Raw genomic sequence first — 14,917 nt, forward strand, 5'->3', positions numbered from 1 at the left:
TTTATGGCAAGTAATGCCAATAATGTAATCGCTAACAAAATCAATAGCCGTTTTACTATATCTTCTTTTTGAACCCCTTTGTCCATTTGAAGAAATTTTGGACTATGGCTCGTCTCTAGTTTTTACACCACCCAAACCCTAGACAGCATAATTTAGAGACTTTTTCATTAACTTCTTTATGTCAATTAATAAAAATTATAAGGCGCATATTTTGAATACATTTTTTTTCTACGTTTCCTATCTTTAAAGGTTGTCGCTGCACCATTTTCACGATTTTTATAAAGTTCTTCAATATCTACTACCCCAGTAATAACCATATTTTTATTGGTTTCTGCTTCAGCAACTACACCATTTGGCGGCCAAGCTGTATCACACGGACTTAATATTGAAGCTCTCCCATATCCTTTGTTAATTGGAGATCCTGGTTCTCCAACTGTTGGACAATGTACAAAATAAACTTGATTTTCAATAGCACGAGATTGAGCACAATGGCGAACCCTCCAAAACCCATGTTCAGTAAATGTATAGGATGGACAGAAAATAATCTCTGCACCTTTTTCACTTAAAATATGAGATACCTCGGGAATCTCCGCTTCATAACATATAGCGATTCCAATCTTGGCAGGTCCAATTTCATAAACTTGTAACTCACTTCCCTCTTTTGTCCACCAGTCTGCTTCGGCAGGAAAAATATGTGTTTTTTTATGTTCAACATATGTTCCATCAGGCTGAAAAATATAGGCGATATTAAAATAGTCATTACCTCGTCTTTCGAGGTGAGAACCTGCAATAATTACTTGTGACCGATCTGTTGCTAATTTACAAAAAAAGTCTTTATAATCTTGTGTAAAATCATCAAGTCTTGTCATTTCAGTCACATCAAACTTTTCCGAATCTGGAAAAGTAGTTAATAAGCCAATTGTAAAAAGTTCAGGGAAAATGACATAATCAGTATCTTTAGGTACATCTTTCATTAATTTGTTTACCTGTTCTTTAAAATCATTAAAACTATTTATGCGCTCAACACGAAATTGACAAGCCGATATCGATACATTCTTCATTACATCATCTCCTTTGTAAAATATTAAATTTGAAACAACTATATTAAATAATCAAATAATTATTTGATACAAAACTAGTTTAAATTATTAATTCTTATTCGTTTTTCTATATGATTAAGTAAAATCTTTTTTCTCTTTATTTATTTTCAACATACGAATCAAAAATATCACCAAGAGTGGCAAACCAAGCATCACGTGATTCCATATATTGAATTAATTGCTCTAGCATTTGTATAGTATGTGCACGACCAATCGTTTGAGGATGTGTTGTCAATACAAAGCATGCTCCTTCTTCACTGTCACATGCGTAGTCAAAGATTGATTTCCATCTTTCAAATACTTCTTGGGTGGATCTCATACCCTCTCCACCACCTATTACATATTCTTGTGTAGGGAAATCATCTAAAAACCAAGAAACCGGAATTTCCACAATACTACTTGGAGAACCAAAAACATTTCCTTTATCAACGTTTACTTCTACTGGACGAGGTCGATATGGATATAAATCATTTCCCATTAAACTACTGTCAAAACTGAATCCATACTTTTCTAATATACTTAATGTATTTGGACTATAATCCCATGCTGGTGAGCGATAACCTCTAGGTTTCACATCAATTTTTTCAAGAGCCTCAAGCCCCATTTTCATAATTTTCTCTTCTTCTTCATAACTTAAATTTGTTGGATCTTCATGAGCATAACCATGGTGACAAACTTCATGTCCAAGTTTCACAATCTCTTTACAAATATCAGTATGAGTATCAACAGTATGACCAGGGATACACCAACTTGCCTTAATATTATATTTTTCAAATAATTTAAGTAATCTCGGTGTACCTACCTCCGCACCAAATTCACCACGAGCCATATAAGCCGGTGAGAATTTTTTAAATGTCCCCATCCAAACAGAGGCTGCATCAAAGTCACATCCAATATTAACTGCTACACGTTTTCCTTCTGGTAATTTTACTTTACCTGAAATCTGCATATTAATACCTCCATATAAATTGTTTAAAATAATTTTTATAACAATCAATTATCTTCAATTCTTATTTATTTAGTAAATTATAGTAGTATTTTCACTACTCCTTTCAATTTATAATTTTAATGAATACATTAATTTTCCTTTCGTTATACCCCCTCGCTGATCTATCATAAATTAACTAAATTACCCTTCATGGTACATGCTCATTAAGGTTCCTCATCAAATTCTTAGAATATGGCATCTAACTTACCACATCAAACCCTTTGGTTTTATGTTTCAGATTATTTAATCCTCGGAAACGACTTGTTGCATAAAAGGACTTTAGCATAAACCACCTCCTTCAATCCTTCATAGGAACAAAAAACACCTCAAAAACAGTATTGAACTGAGTTTTGAGGCGCCATTGCCTTATTATATTCACTTAAAAATAAATTATATTTACTCTAACTTAATAATTAAATCTTAATCAATCATCATTTTTAAAATTTCTGAACAACTTCATTATATAGTTATTTATTTAAATTAGCAACATTTTTTTAATATTTTTTCCTGAGTTTTTTCAACTCTTCAATTTAATAGACCCTGACTACTTATCAAGTACTACAATATACGTCGCCCTCACCGGCCCATGAACCCCAACGACAAGATTCATTTCAATATCGGCACTGTTGCTTGGCCCTGAGATAAAGTTAATACAGGATGGAGTGATTTCGCCTAGTTCGACCCGTTTATGGATTTCTGCCGTTGCTTGTGTCATTCTTGGCACGATGGTGCTTTTCGGAATAATGGCAATATAGGCTGTTGGAAGAAGACTAACTGATCTTCCTTTGTATTTATTGCTAAAGAGGACGACGGTTCCCGATTCAGCGAGGGTGATGTCACTAAATGTAATTCCAATGTCCGCTTTTTCCGCAATGGCAATGTTTTCCCGGTCATGTTCAGGATTCCAAATATGAACATCACAGCCGCCGTTTGGCAATTTTTCATCGAAGAGGGACCGCAAGTTAAATTCTTCGTACCTCGGCTCATTTGATGTGATGATTCGCTTAGCTGATTGATCAAGAATCACTTTTTCAAGCGATGCAGCGAGTTCTGCATTTGTTGTTTTGACAACATCAGTATGAATCAATTTACTTTGTTCCACTAATACATCGACGAGTTCATCCTGTGTTTTATCTTTTAAAACTTCAAATTGCGGAGAGCGAGACCATGCAGGCCTTGTTACAGCATTTGGCTGCGGACGGTTAAGCTTGGAAGATATTCGGTTTAAAAAAGCTTCTCGGTTATGAATTGTCCCTTTTTGCATTGTCTCCTTCTCCTTTCGTGCGGCGATCAAACCAATCTCTGAAGCGCTCTTTCTTCGGTGCAGGGAAATTACGTGACTCTGTCCAATCTTTCAACGGGCCCGGCCCTTTTTCAATTATTTGATTATCGGTGAACGGTTTAAGCATAAGCGGCGCTGCTTTCGTTCCCATTTTATAAAGGCTTGGTGAACTAACGCCGAGTTTAAAAGTTTTCATCGCCAGTTTCTCTGATTTAGGTGCTAGACCTTCTTCTTCGACAATTTGCCGGCGATGTTCAATCAGCAGTTCATGAAGCGGAATTTTAACAGGGCACGCTTCTGTACATGCCGCACATAAGCTTGACGCATATGGCAACTCTTTATAATCTTCGTAGCCGCCAAGAATTGGGCTTAATACTGCACCGATCGGGCCTGGATAAATCGAGCCGTATGAGTGGCCGCCGACATGGCTGTATACTGGGCAAACATTGATGCATGCGGCACAGCGGATGCAATGGAGAGCGGATTGAAAAGCCGTTCCCAATGCTTCCGAACGTTTATTGTCTACAATGACGAGATGAAATTCTTCCGGACCGTCAACAGCACCTTCGTCTCTTGGCCCTGTTAAGCCTGTAATATAAGAGGTCAGCTTTTGTCCAACAGCGCTCCGGCAAAGGAGGCTCACCATGATATCGAGGTCTTCCCATGTCGGAACAATTCGCTCCATGCCCATCACTGTAATCTGTGTCTTAGGAATCGTCGTTACGAGCCTTGCATTTCCTTCATTCGTGACAAGCGCAATCGAACCGGATTCCGCTACCGCAAAGTTACAGCCTGTAATTCCCAAATCAGCGGAAAGAAACTCTTTGCGAAGCAATTCCCTTGCGAACATCGTCAATTCTTCCGGCTTCTCTGTTTTTGTGTAGCCTTTTTTCTCTCTAAATGTGTCGCGGATTTGTTCTTTATTTTTATGGAGCGCTGGCGCAACGATGTGTGAAGGGGGATCGTGGTCGTCAATTTGTAAAATATATTCGCCTAAGTCGGTTTCAACGACATCGCACCCGATTTCTTCAAGAACAGCGTTTAAGTTTATCTCTTCTGTTACCATTGATTTTGATTTTACAATTTTCTTTGCATTTTTTTCCTGGACGACTCTTTTTACGTAGCCGCTTGCTTCTTCTGCTGTTTCTGCAAAAAAGACATGGCCGCCGAGTTTAGCGACATTCTCGCTTAATTGTTGTAAATAATAGTCGAGATTTGCGAGGGTATGAGAGCGGATTTCTTCGCCGAGCGCCCGCCAGTCTTCCCAATTTCCGAGTTCTTCTGCGGCTAGCAGTTTTCTGCCGCGAAGCCTGTCCTGGGCAGACAGAACAGCATTGCGCATAAATTGGTCATTTAAGCCTTTTTCCACACGATCAAAAAAAGGAGCATCAGAGATTTTCATCGGCATGTTTTTTCACCCCACTATTCAAGACTTCGGCAATATGCTTGACACGGATTGGCGATCCTTTGCGTGTAAGCCGACCTCCAATGTTCATCAAACAGCCACAATCGGCGCCAATTAAAACTTCTGCCCCTGTTTCTTCAATATGCTTCACTTTCGCATCCACCATCTCTTCCGAAATGGGTGTCATCTTCACAGCGAAAGTCCCACCGAATCCGCAACAGTCATAATTGTGTGGGAGCGGCTTCAATTCCAGCCCTTTCACATTGTTTAATAGGCGGAACGGTGCATCTCCTACTTTTAATAATCTCGTCATATGGCATGATGTATGGTATGTCGCTTTCGCCGGCAATACAGCATGGACATCTTCCACTTTCAATACGTTAACGATAAATTGGGTGAGCTCGTACGTTTTGGCGATTAGACGTTCAGCTTTTTCCCGCCAATCGGGTTCGTCTCTTAATAGTTTTTTATATTCATGCACCATCCCGGCGCAGGAACCGGATGGTGTAACAACATAATCAGCATTTTCGAACGCTTCGATCAAATGCTTGGCAGCAGCCTTTGCTTCTTTATGATAGCCACTGTTGAACGCAGGCTGGCCGCAACATGTTTGTTGTTCAGGAAAGTCTACCTCGCAACCAAGTTTTTCTAAAAGTTCCACTGTATGCTTCCCAGCTTCCGGATAAAAAATGTCGCTGAGGCAAGTTACAAATAAGGATACTTTCATAGAATTACACCCCATTCTCGTGTTTGTCTTCGTCAATCGTAATGATTTGTTTTTGAACGCCTATTAAATGGGCAAGCATCCGTTCCTCTGCCAGTGTTCCGTTTTGCTCACGAATCGCTTCAAAAATCCCCCGGTGCTCTTGCAGCAATTTTTCTGGCATGCCAGGAGTGGCATACATACGAAATCGACTCGCTTTCAAGGCTTGTTTAACTTTTATTGACAGCTCTTCCATTAAAGAAATCATAATCCGATTCCGGCTTGCTTCCGCTATCGCAAAGTGAAACGCCCAGTCCGCTTCTTCACCAAAATGATCGGAGGTTAACTCCTTTTCCATTTCATTAATGATGGATTCGATTTTCCTTAAATCATCTGCTGTCCTTCGTTCTGCAGCAAGCGACACCGTACCTCTTTCCAACGTTTTCCTCACGTCAAGCAAATCAATAATCTCTTCTTTCGTTACAAAAAGAGTATCAGAGATTGATTGGTTCAGAATCGTAGAATCATAGTGCCGGATGAACGTTCCTTCCCCTTGCCTTGTCTCGATAAGGCCAATTGTTTTAAGTACGCTAAGGGCTTCGCGAATCGTCGACTGCCCTACTCGAAACGAAGTTGACAAAGCACGGACGGAAGGCAATTTGTCGCCGGGCTTTAAATTCCCTTCCAAAATATTTTTTTTCAATTGTTCAACGACGTCCTCATACATTTTCCGTGATTGTACTTGTTCAACTTCAAACAAATCAGTCACTCCATTGTCTATTAAAATTTTACTCGCGGGTACGATTTACCTTCCGAGAAGCGGGTTTTCCGTTCGGAAATAAGGTCCTCTCCAGATAAAATGGACTCGCTCGTCTTTATGAAATGATTAGGTGATCTGATGACCAGATGTTACTGTAAGTATAATTTTACAAAAACATTCCGTCAATCTATAATTCACAATAATCGAGAATTAAGTAAGTTGCTAAATAAAATTAGCTACTCTTTTCACGAAATTTCTATATAATGGATATATGCAAGAGCATTGCACTGTACCAGCAATGTTCAATTTTTATTAAGAAAAGGTTAGAGGTGAAACGTTCAATGTCTAATGAAAATGAGATTTTATTAGATAAAGGAAAAGAAGAGGTTCCAAAAATAAAAACAGAAAGAAAAGAGGGGGAACCGACCCCAGCTTTTAAAGGGGCTTCCTGGGTAGCGCTGTTGATAGGTGTAGCTGCCTATCTCATAGGCTTGTTTAACGCAACAATGCAACTGAACGAAAAAGGGTATTACTTTGCAATTTTAATATTTGGACTTTATTCAGCCGTTTCTTTGCAAAAAGCAGTAAGAGATAAAGATGAAGGAATACCAGTTACTTCTATTTATTATGGGATTAGCTGGATTGCCCTTATTGTATCTATTTCATTGATGGGCATCGGGTTATACAATGCCGAAAGTATTATTTTAAGCGAAAAGGGATTTTATGCCATGGCATTTGCTCTAAGTTTGTTTGCAGCAATTACAATTCAGAAGAATATTAGAGATACACAGAGGGCAAGAGAAAGAGACTGAATTTGCCTATGGGATGCTTTTCTTCAAAAAAAGCAGTTCAATAATCGGAGAGCGATGCTTGAACAATCTTTGTTTGCCAAATTTTTGCAATGCGGAGTGATCTGCGTTGAATACGGCGGTGGTAAGACTTCCGTTTGATGTAAGGCAGAAAAACAAATATAACACACAAATGGAGTGCTAAATTTCAAAAATTTAGCACTCCATCTTTTGTTGTAATCAAACCATTTAAATGGGTTGATTATGTTCTCATTAAAATGCCCAAATTTTAATGGTTCTTTGAATGAGACGTTAGTTGAGCAAAGAAATATAGATATAGAAAAAACGCTTGGAGTCTAAAATCCAAGCATTTTAAAATGTTATTTAGCGTGTCAACATCTAATATTCACTCAACGAAGTTTTACCCACTGCACAAAATTTTCCTTCGGATAGCTGTCATACAGCCTTGCCGTCAATCGTACAGGATCACCGAAAAAATACCGTTCGTATTGCAATTGCCTAGAACCAAAAGCACTCATGCATAAATCCCAAGCAAGCCTGAACAATTTGACCCGTTCATATCCTCCGGTTGTCGCGGATTGCAAATATTTTTCCAAATCCTCTCCCAGCTCTGAACGGAAGTCAGCTTCAGTCGGCAATGAGACGAGCCCGCTTGCCCCAAGCTGCTGCAAAATCTCCAAAAACCTTGGATATACCCGAGGGTAGTAATGAATCGCTGCAGAGAGTGCGTTCATATCAGGCGTCATCGTCCCCCACTTATCCAATTTTGCCTGTTTTTCAGCGGAAAACAAAAATCCTTTCATCGTTTCCAGGGCAACAATTAATTCAGATATCTTCTCTTTAATATGAAGGTATTCATGGATGTTAATCGTTTCCGCAAGAAGCTGCATAACACCCAACATAAATTTCGTCTTTACAATTTGCCTTGATATGGTTTGGTGAATGGCATGATGATGGAAAGTTGTCTCCTGATACAATTTCGCTGCCACATCGCAATTTCCGTATAAAAACACACGATCCCAAGGCACAACAACATTATCGAAAATAACAATCGCATCATTTTCCTCAAATCGGCTGCCGAGCGGCGAATCAAATCGAGACTCCTTGTAATTCAAAGGCTGCCTCGAAACAAATTTCAGCCCTTTTTGATTGCTTGGTATCGAAAAAGCATACGCGTTCGGATCGTCCTTCCCTAATCCTTTAAAAAAAGAGCCAGATGGAAAAACGAGGATTTCGTCGGTTATCCCGCCTTGCGTTGCCAAAAGGCGGGCTCCTTTAATGACGATGCCATCCCCGTTTTTCGAAACGATCCTTGCCGCAATAGGCTCTTCGGTATCTTCAAAATAAATTTCCGATCGATTCACTTGCGGCTGTACAAAAGTATGCGTCAATGATATGTCTTGCTCCCGGCAATACTCATAAAATTTCAGCAGATTGTCTCCACACTTCTTCTCTTGCTCGCAAAACAATTCTGAAGCAGCCGCAAACGTCATTAAAGCGGTATTCATATAATCCGGAGACCTGCCCAACAATCCGAACGATGCTTCAGCCCATTCAGTACTGGCTAGTCGCCTTTTTTCAAGATCTTCCTTCGTTTTTGGATGAAGATAAGATGTCCCAACTCTATCCCCGGTCAATGGCGACACATAGGTCAATATGTCCTTTTTATGTTGATCATGTTGGAGATCATAGAGTGATGCTTGCGTTTTGATAATTCCTTTGAAAGCGGGATGTTCAGATATCCTGCCTTCAACTTTTTTCCCGTCAATCCACACTTCCGACTTTTGGCGATCGATCCGTTCTACATATTCATCACCAGTAATCGCTCCCAAGATTTTCCCTCCCGCATGTCAATATGGAAAGCAATATATTTTATGCGCTTTTGGAAAAATCTGGCTAAACCTTAGCGTAAAATTTTTTCAGACTAGTCGTCCTGCCTTTCCGCCTCAATCTCTTCTAAAATGGGGTAAACCGATTCGATCCCTTTCTCAGCAATTTTGCAGGCGATTCCGAGTGGCGTATTCCAAAATGAATCAGGAATGACCGGCTTTTTCAAGCCCGCAGGTGTAAATAACGCTTGATAAATGCGATTCAAGTGCATTTCTGTTTCATTCCAGTCGGCTTCCCTTTCTCCTCTTGCCATATTGAACAAGTATTGCATCGACCAAAAAATCGTATCACCCGGCATAAAAGCAAAATCTTTAAAAAGCTTCATACGCGCTTCATAGGGAAGCAACGCATCATCAATGGCCAAGTATTTTAAAAACTGCTTTAACTGGTTCCTCACTTTTTGAAAAACACGCCGCTTCTCATCTTGCATTAATTTATCCGTATATATCTCCTGTAAAATCGCATAAGCCCGTTCTGGTGTCCATTCCAAAGAAAAATACCTCCTTTTACAACTCCAATTCCTGTCGACTACATGCCAAAAAAATCATTCCGCCACAGAAACCTCTTCTTGCTCTGCAGAAGCAAAATGTTTTAAATTATTCGCTACTTTCGTATGATAAGTAAAATCTCCATAGCAATAAGGGTAGCGAAAATTGTCTTTATTGCCGCCGCAATCATAGACGTCCGGATCTTTTTTCACTTGAATCAAGGAAAACTTTTTTGCCAGATCTTCGCTATGTTTCCCGCCGTGCTCATGAACGAAATCAATATAGCCTTTTCCCATATTGTACGACTGGATGACCGTAGAAAAATCAACGTTTTTATTTTCTCCATATTGTAGCACATTCTTAAAATGCTTTACTCCTTGCCGCACACTTTCTTCGGGATCATCAATGGTGTTCGGCGGCAGCCCGGCAGACTCCGAAGCCTGCATCGGATCCCCGCCCAGCCCTTTGCTTTCTTGCTGCATCAAAGCGAGAAGGACATCCGTATGTTTGTCGATGTCGTATTTTTCCAGCTCTTTTCGTATCATTGGTTTATATTCATTCACTTTACTATAAGGATCCGTAAGCAATAATACTTTCTCTTTTTTCTCTAATAACTGATCGTCATTTGCAATTTTCATCAAAACAAGCAAAGCAAGCCCAATGACAGAGAAAAACTTTATTGCCCACATCTTTTTCTTACGCTTCTTCACGATTACCTCTCCTACATCCAAAAAACTATATCTATCATTCTATCATTTTTGTTAAGATGTTTATATCATTTTTATGTCGCATATTTTAAACAGGCTTTTCATATGTTTTTTTATTATGGAACTGTCAAAATGTGAGGTTTTCAGTTATAATCAACTTTCCGAACAATTGAAAGCGAGGAAAACATGAGATGAATATTTGGGAATTGTTTGTCGCGATGCTGCTTGGCCTTGTAGAAGGTTTGACAGAATTTGTTCCGGTATCTTCGACGGGGCACTTAATTATTGTTGACGATATGCTATTGAAATCACAGGAGCTGCTCGGTTCCCAGGAAATCGCAAACACATTTAAAGTTGTTATTCAACTTGGGTCGATTCTTGCAGTTGTTATTGTTTTCTGGCCTAGGCTTCTACAATTAATAGGACTTGGAGAGAAAAGCGAACCGGGGACAAACCGCCTTAAATTAACCCACGTTATTACGGGCTTAATCCCGGCTATTATACTAGGGTTTCTATTTGAAGACGTCATTGATACCTATTTATTTTCCGTTGAAACCGTTTTAATCGGTCTTGTTGCTGGTGCATTTCTCATGATTTTTGCGGATAAAAAAGCGAGGAAGCATATTGAAGATGATTCTATCGATGACATTACATATAAGCAAGCCTTCCTCATCGGGCTTTTTCAATGCCTTGCGCTTTGGCCTGGCTTTTCCCGTTCAGGATCGACGATTTCAGGCGGAGTTCTTCTTGGACTGAAGCATAGAGCCGCCGCAGATTTTACATTTATTATGGCTGTCCCGATTATGCTCGGTGCAAGCGGCCTGTCTTTTATAAAAAAACTTGACGTCTTCACACCCGATATGATTCCTTTCTTTGCCGTCGGCTTTTTAAGCGCGTTTATCTTCGCTTGGCTTTCGATTCGCTTTTTTCTTGCGCTTATCGGCCGCATAAAGCTTCTGCCTTTTGCTATTTATCGAATTGTCCTTGCTATCGTACTAGCAGTGATTTATTTTAATATCATCTAGCCCATCGCTTCCCCTTTCTTCACTCAAACATTGAAGAAAGGGTCTTTTACATTAAAAAGCATCGAATTCCTCGAACCCTCTAATTCTTGAAGTGAGGGGCTTTACGGACAGTGGCACCGGGATAAAATGGAAAAAGCAACGTTCGAATTGTTGCTTTGTTCTTCCACCATTTTTGCCGGCCATTCCTTTTTTCTTCAAGCCCAGTATTTTATAAGCAAACCAACAACTGCACCAAACAATGCATGGCCCGCTGTCCAAAAGCACCATGCTGCGAGATCTGTCACTGCTGGAGGCGTTTCCGTTAAACCTGCCAACGCGAACAATATCGCTCCACCAATTGTATATACAGCTAGGTAAGCCAAGAAACAATGCTCCAGATGAATTCCCTTCAGAATAAAAAATAAAATGACAACACTGCCTATACAAGTGGCAAAATGAAAAAGCATTCCCATTCCAAACACTTCATTTATTTCTTTCAAAACAGGAATATAATCCATATTAAACAGAAGGATATATGCTTCACTGCCTGTAAGTAGTTGGACCACCTTGAGAAACAGCGCAAGAACGATACCTGCTATTATTCCAATAGCCGATAACTTCGTAATTTGCTTCATTGTATACCCCTTTTTCATTGGTTAAAAAGCTAACAATTCTACTCGATCATTTTCCTATTTCTATATACCCCAAATGTAAGAATAGAAATCCTAGACAATCCAATTGAAAAAAATAGTTAGCAGAAATAACCTTTCGCTGCTAACCGTTTTCTTCACTTTATTTATTTAGACGAACCACTTGATGTAGTCCCCGTTCATGTAACGCTTTCTCTAGTAGTTGAATAAACTCCTTTTCCAAACTTAGAGCGATTGCCTGCCTATAACTGTCAATCAAATCTTTGTCCTTCAGTAAAGAAAACAACCAAAAACTCCCCTTTTTACAAATTACTTCAAAACGTGTAAACTCTCAATGTATGACAATTTATCCAAGTTATCTCATTCGTACGCTTAAGCGTACTAACCCCTAGCTATTATAATGTGCCTTTGTATACAAAGTCAACTAGAATAACATCGAAAGTGTGAAAGACATTGAAAAAGATAGAACTGAGAATTACCGAACTTTTACTTGCATACAATTTATCAATAAATGAGCTCCATCTCAAAACAGGAATCCGAAGGGCAACACTGAGTGAACTTACCAACGGAAAAAGAATTCGCATACAATTTGATCATATTGAAAAAATCGCGAATGCCCTTGACATTGACGATATTAATGAAATTATTACACTAGTTGAGGCTGGTAACGAGGAAAAGAAGTGGCAGCAGGGGATAAAACCTAATCTCAAAAATCAACGCAGATGAAATGAAGCTCATCTACGTTGACTTTTATAAAGCGAGACTTCCAAACAGTGGAGGTTTTCTTCATCACCCACTGCTGTTTTTAGCACTCACAGAGTATAATTCTCGCTAACTCACTTCGTTCGTAGTCTCGATAAACGAGATTTATCGAGATGGTAGCGTGCGGTATTCCCCACTTAGACGTTCTTCGAAATCTCTAAATCTTGAAGTGGGGGTCTTACGGACAGTGGCACCACGATAAAACACATAGATTAGAGGATATTAAACTCCGAACCCGACTTTCTCTTTTAAATCTTCAGTTTCCCAATTGTTTGACTTGCTTTTTTTGTTGTCTGCTTTTAATTCATTCACGATCTTAACGATATCTACTGTGTTTTCATAATGCCATTGCAATGCGGTAGCTGTATACAATTCATTCAACTGTGCCATAGAAAATCCTTCCGTTACTTTTGCAGTATTCTCTACTTCATGCTTCGGAAGAAATTGTGTAAGTTTACGTTTAAGCAAGTATTTTAATCGCAGTTGATCGTCAGGCCTTTTAATTTCATACGCCCTGTCAAAACGTCCTGCACGATTAATAAGGGCAGGATCAATCCGTTCTGGATAATTCGTCGTTCCGATAAGGAACGTTCCTTCCTTTGACGTTGCTCCATCAAGCGAATTCAAAAACACAGAACGAACATGTTCAGGCATTGAATCGATATCTTCAATAACAAGCACCATCGGCGACATTTTCGAAACGGTTTCAAATACTTCATTAATTGAATAGCTTGAGGTATATTCCGTTATTTGCCAGTACGCCACGGGAGCGGAAATACTTCCAGCAATCGATTTTACTAGAGTTGTTTTCCCATTACCTGGATTTCCATATAATAAAATTCCCCTCTTGTACGGGATATCGTATTTTTTAAAAAAGTCCCCACTTTTGTTAAAAAACTCATCAATTGAACGGTAAATCTCTGATTTTAAATCTTCTTCAAGGAACACGTCATCTCGTGTCACTAGATTCGTGATCCGTTCTTTACTTCGTTCAACACCGTCTTCTGTATCCGTAAACACGGTTACATTGTTTTGAATATATTCCCTCTGCCTTTTGAAAACGTAATGGAGAAATTGCCTTAAATCCTCATCATTCTCAGCAAATACATATCCGATTTCATAATCAGAATGCGCTTGAAAAACTGGTATTCTCGCTAAGGCGACTTTGTATTTCGGATAATAATACACGGAATTTGACAAAGAATTTTTGATTAGAAAATTCGGCTGTCCTCCTGCCCTTTCTAAGTGAATCGATTTCGTTTCAATACAATCATAGACATGTGAAACGAGCTCCACCTCAGACGAATTGTTGGTTAGATCATCCTCCACAACGTCCCATATTTCTTCTTCATTTTCATCATCTTTATACATATGAAACGATATGTTTGTGTGCCTTTTCAACCTTTGCTTAATGGCATGGACGACGATGGCATAATCGTTATAATGTGTGTTTTCATGTTTAGTTTCAGCGTCTATTTGAATGATTGATTCTGTTTGGTTCATGATTTTCCCCTTTTAGTGATATATTACTATTGATTAATGATAAGTAACATGGATGTCCATTTATGTAAATACATTCTGACTTAATTCCTCATAGGTAAGATGGAAACAGAAGATTAGGCAAGAGCGAGAGTTAGGTGTCTAGTGGTTTCAATCCCTCTTAGGTAAGATGTAAACATGACTTTTTACAAAGCATACCTGAAAGGCAACGTTGTTTCAATTCCTCATAGGTAAGATGAAAACTCAACATGCTAGACCGCGCTGAAACGGCCGGCTACGTTTCAATTCCTCATAGGTAAGATGAAAACGAGTTGGCGACTTTTTCAGCGAGATTTTCAGTTATATGTTTCAATTCCTCATAGGTAAGATGGAAACCTTGTACGACCCGGTTTAATTCCCGTGCGCTTGCTGGTTTCAATTCCTCATAGGTAAGATGGAAACGTCGTCAAAAACAACAAGGTCCACATCCGCAATCGCTTGTTTCAATTCCTCATAGGTAAGATGGAAACCGCTGTGTAGGAAGGTTGAATGACTCGCCTTGTTGTCGTTTCAATTCCTCATAGGTAAGATGGAAACAATGATTAACTGTCCGTTCGGTTCTTTAAACTTTGGTTTCAATTCCTCATAAGTAAGATGGAAACAAACAGAAGTTTGACCTTCTTTTGTTTTAACTACAGTTTAAATTCCTCATAGGTAAGATGGAAACTAAAATTTTATTATATAGACGGTTCAGAGCAATATGGTTTCAATTCCTCATAGGTAAGATGGAAACGAAACATTTTGCAGCTGTTCGTTAGATCCGTCGCCAGTTTCAATTCCTCATAGGTAAGATGGAAACTTCTCCAAATTGAAAAAGTTGTTTCGTGAAA

The 14,917-nt window shown here is 39.1% G+C and carries 15 protein-coding genes and 1 CRISPR repeat array (1 of these 16 cut by a window edge); of the genes, 3 read left to right on the forward strand and 12 right to left on the reverse strand.

From position 1 onward, the window contains the following. Positions 1–185: 185 nt before the first annotated feature. The 6 genes from DCC39_RS02775 to DCC39_RS02800 form a co-directional block, all read right to left on the reverse strand. Entirely contained in the window at positions 186–1,061 is an 876-nt protein-coding gene (locus tag DCC39_RS02775) for a carbon-nitrogen hydrolase family protein (protein ID WP_116553355.1), read from the reverse strand. A gap of 136 nt (positions 1,062–1,197) precedes the next feature. After that, a complete protein-coding gene (locus DCC39_RS02780) occupies positions 1,198–2,049 on the reverse strand; it encodes a polysaccharide deacetylase family protein (protein WP_116553356.1) in 852 nt (283 codons plus the stop codon). A 583-nt stretch (positions 2,050–2,632) separates the two neighbouring features. Next, positions 2,633–3,352 carry a LutC/YkgG family protein gene (locus tag DCC39_RS02785; RefSeq protein ID WP_116553357.1) on the reverse strand — a complete coding sequence of 240 codons (720 nt, stop codon included), beginning with the start codon at positions 3,350–3,352 and terminating at the stop codon, positions 2,633–2,635. Continuing rightward, positions 3,330–4,778, reverse strand: a complete 1,449-nt coding sequence (locus tag DCC39_RS02790) for a LutB/LldF family L-lactate oxidation iron-sulfur protein (RefSeq protein ID WP_116553358.1) — start codon at positions 4,776–4,778, stop codon at positions 3,330–3,332. The genes DCC39_RS02785 and DCC39_RS02790 overlap by 23 nt, the downstream gene beginning before the upstream one ends. Next, on the reverse strand, positions 4,759–5,502 hold the full coding sequence (locus DCC39_RS02795; RefSeq protein WP_116553359.1) for a (Fe-S)-binding protein: 744 nt from the start codon (positions 5,500–5,502) through the stop codon (positions 4,759–4,761). Before DCC39_RS02795 ends, DCC39_RS02790 begins: the two co-directional genes overlap by 20 nt. 4 nt (positions 5,503–5,506) lie before the next feature. After that, complete coding sequence (locus DCC39_RS02800; protein WP_116553360.1) at positions 5,507–6,238, reverse strand: FadR/GntR family transcriptional regulator; 732 nt, start codon at positions 6,236–6,238, stop codon at positions 5,507–5,509. 341 nt (positions 6,239–6,579) lie between these two features. Between DCC39_RS02800 and yiaA the strand changes: the two genes are divergently transcribed. Next, on the forward strand, positions 6,580–7,050 hold the full coding sequence (yiaA, locus tag DCC39_RS02805; RefSeq protein WP_116553361.1) for an inner membrane protein YiaA: 471 nt from the start codon (positions 6,580–6,582) through the stop codon (positions 7,048–7,050). A gap of 386 nt (positions 7,051–7,436) precedes the next feature. Here yiaA and hpaB read toward each other — a convergent pair whose 3' ends face one another. The 3 genes from hpaB to DCC39_RS02820 all read right to left on the reverse strand — a co-directional run bounded on the left by hpaB (position 7,437) and on the right by DCC39_RS02820 (position 10,135). Beyond that, complete coding sequence (gene hpaB / locus DCC39_RS02810) at positions 7,437–8,879, reverse strand: 4-hydroxyphenylacetate 3-monooxygenase, oxygenase component (protein WP_116553362.1); 1,443 nt, start codon at positions 8,877–8,879, stop codon at positions 7,437–7,439. A gap of 92 nt (positions 8,880–8,971) precedes the next feature. Beyond that, positions 8,972–9,427: a hypothetical protein gene (locus DCC39_RS02815; RefSeq protein ID WP_116553363.1), complete on the reverse strand. Its 456-nt coding sequence runs from the start codon at positions 9,425–9,427 to the stop codon at positions 8,972–8,974. Between the two features lie 54 nt (positions 9,428–9,481). Further along, positions 9,482–10,135 carry a lysozyme family protein gene (locus DCC39_RS02820; RefSeq protein ID WP_240613508.1) on the reverse strand — a complete coding sequence of 218 codons (654 nt, stop codon included), beginning with the start codon at positions 10,133–10,135 and terminating at the stop codon, positions 9,482–9,484. 188 nt (positions 10,136–10,323) lie between these two features. Here DCC39_RS02820 and DCC39_RS02825 point away from each other — a divergent pair, with 188 nt between their 5' ends. Next, positions 10,324–11,157, forward strand: a complete 834-nt coding sequence (locus DCC39_RS02825; RefSeq protein ID WP_116553364.1) for an undecaprenyl-diphosphate phosphatase — start codon at positions 10,324–10,326, stop codon at positions 11,155–11,157. Between the two features lie 194 nt (positions 11,158–11,351). Here the strand turns inward: DCC39_RS02825 and DCC39_RS02830 are convergent, their stop codons facing one another. Then, positions 11,352–11,771, reverse strand: coding sequence for a hypothetical protein (locus tag DCC39_RS02830; protein ID WP_116553365.1), 420 nt, complete (start codon positions 11,769–11,771; stop codon positions 11,352–11,354). Between the two features lie 157 nt (positions 11,772–11,928). Then, positions 11,929–12,072: a sporulation histidine kinase inhibitor Sda gene (gene sda, locus DCC39_RS02835; protein ID WP_116553366.1), complete on the reverse strand. Its 144-nt coding sequence runs from the start codon at positions 12,070–12,072 to the stop codon at positions 11,929–11,931. Between the two features lie 167 nt (positions 12,073–12,239). Here sda and DCC39_RS02840 point away from each other — a divergent pair, with 167 nt between their 5' ends. Continuing rightward, positions 12,240–12,512 carry a helix-turn-helix domain-containing protein gene (locus tag DCC39_RS02840; protein ID WP_116553367.1) on the forward strand — a complete coding sequence of 91 codons (273 nt, stop codon included), beginning with the start codon at positions 12,240–12,242 and terminating at the stop codon, positions 12,510–12,512. Positions 12,513–12,770: 258 nt separating this feature from the next. Here the strand turns inward: DCC39_RS02840 and DCC39_RS02845 are convergent, their stop codons facing one another. After that, positions 12,771–14,051: an AAA family ATPase gene (locus DCC39_RS02845; RefSeq protein ID WP_116553368.1), complete on the reverse strand. Its 1,281-nt coding sequence runs from the start codon at positions 14,049–14,051 to the stop codon at positions 12,771–12,773. 77 nt (positions 14,052–14,128) lie between these two features. Beyond that, positions 14,129–14,917: direct repeats of the CRISPR family, unit length 30 nt; unit sequence GTTTCAATTCCTCATAGGTAAGATGAAAAC; it runs 1,168 nt beyond the window's last position.

Origin of the sequence: Pueribacillus theae (genome assembly GCF_003097615.1) — a bacterium.
Lineage (GTDB): Bacteria > Bacillota > Bacilli > Bacillales > UBA6769 > Pueribacillus > Pueribacillus theae.

Bases quoted from the DNA above. Each gene is read 5' to 3' on its own strand.
- DCC39_RS02775 (WP_116553355.1), bottom strand. From the start codon at position 1,061: ATGAAGAATGTATCGATATCGGCTTGTCAATTTCGTGTTGAGCGCATA.
- DCC39_RS02780 (WP_116553356.1), bottom strand. From the start codon at position 2,049: ATGCAGATTTCAGGTAAAGTAAAATTACCAGAAGGAAAACGTGTAGCA.
- DCC39_RS02785 (WP_116553357.1), bottom strand. From the start codon at position 3,352: ATGCAAAAAGGGACAATTCATAACCGAGAAGCTTTTTTAAACCGAATA.
- DCC39_RS02790 (WP_116553358.1), bottom strand. From the start codon at position 4,778: ATGCCGATGAAAATCTCTGATGCTCCTTTTTTTGATCGTGTGGAAAAA.
- DCC39_RS02795 (WP_116553359.1), bottom strand. From the start codon at position 5,502: ATGAAAGTATCCTTATTTGTAACTTGCCTCAGCGACATTTTTTATCCG.
- yiaA (WP_116553361.1), top strand. From the start codon at position 6,580: ATGTCTAATGAAAATGAGATTTTATTAGATAAAGGAAAAGAAGAGGTT.
- DCC39_RS02825 (WP_116553364.1), top strand. From the start codon at position 10,324: ATGAATATTTGGGAATTGTTTGTCGCGATGCTGCTTGGCCTTGTAGAA.
- DCC39_RS02830 (WP_116553365.1), bottom strand. From the start codon at position 11,771: ATGAAGCAAATTACGAAGTTATCGGCTATTGGAATAATAGCAGGTATC.
- DCC39_RS02845 (WP_116553368.1), bottom strand. From the start codon at position 14,051: ATGAACCAAACAGAATCAATCATTCAAATAGACGCTGAAACTAAACAT.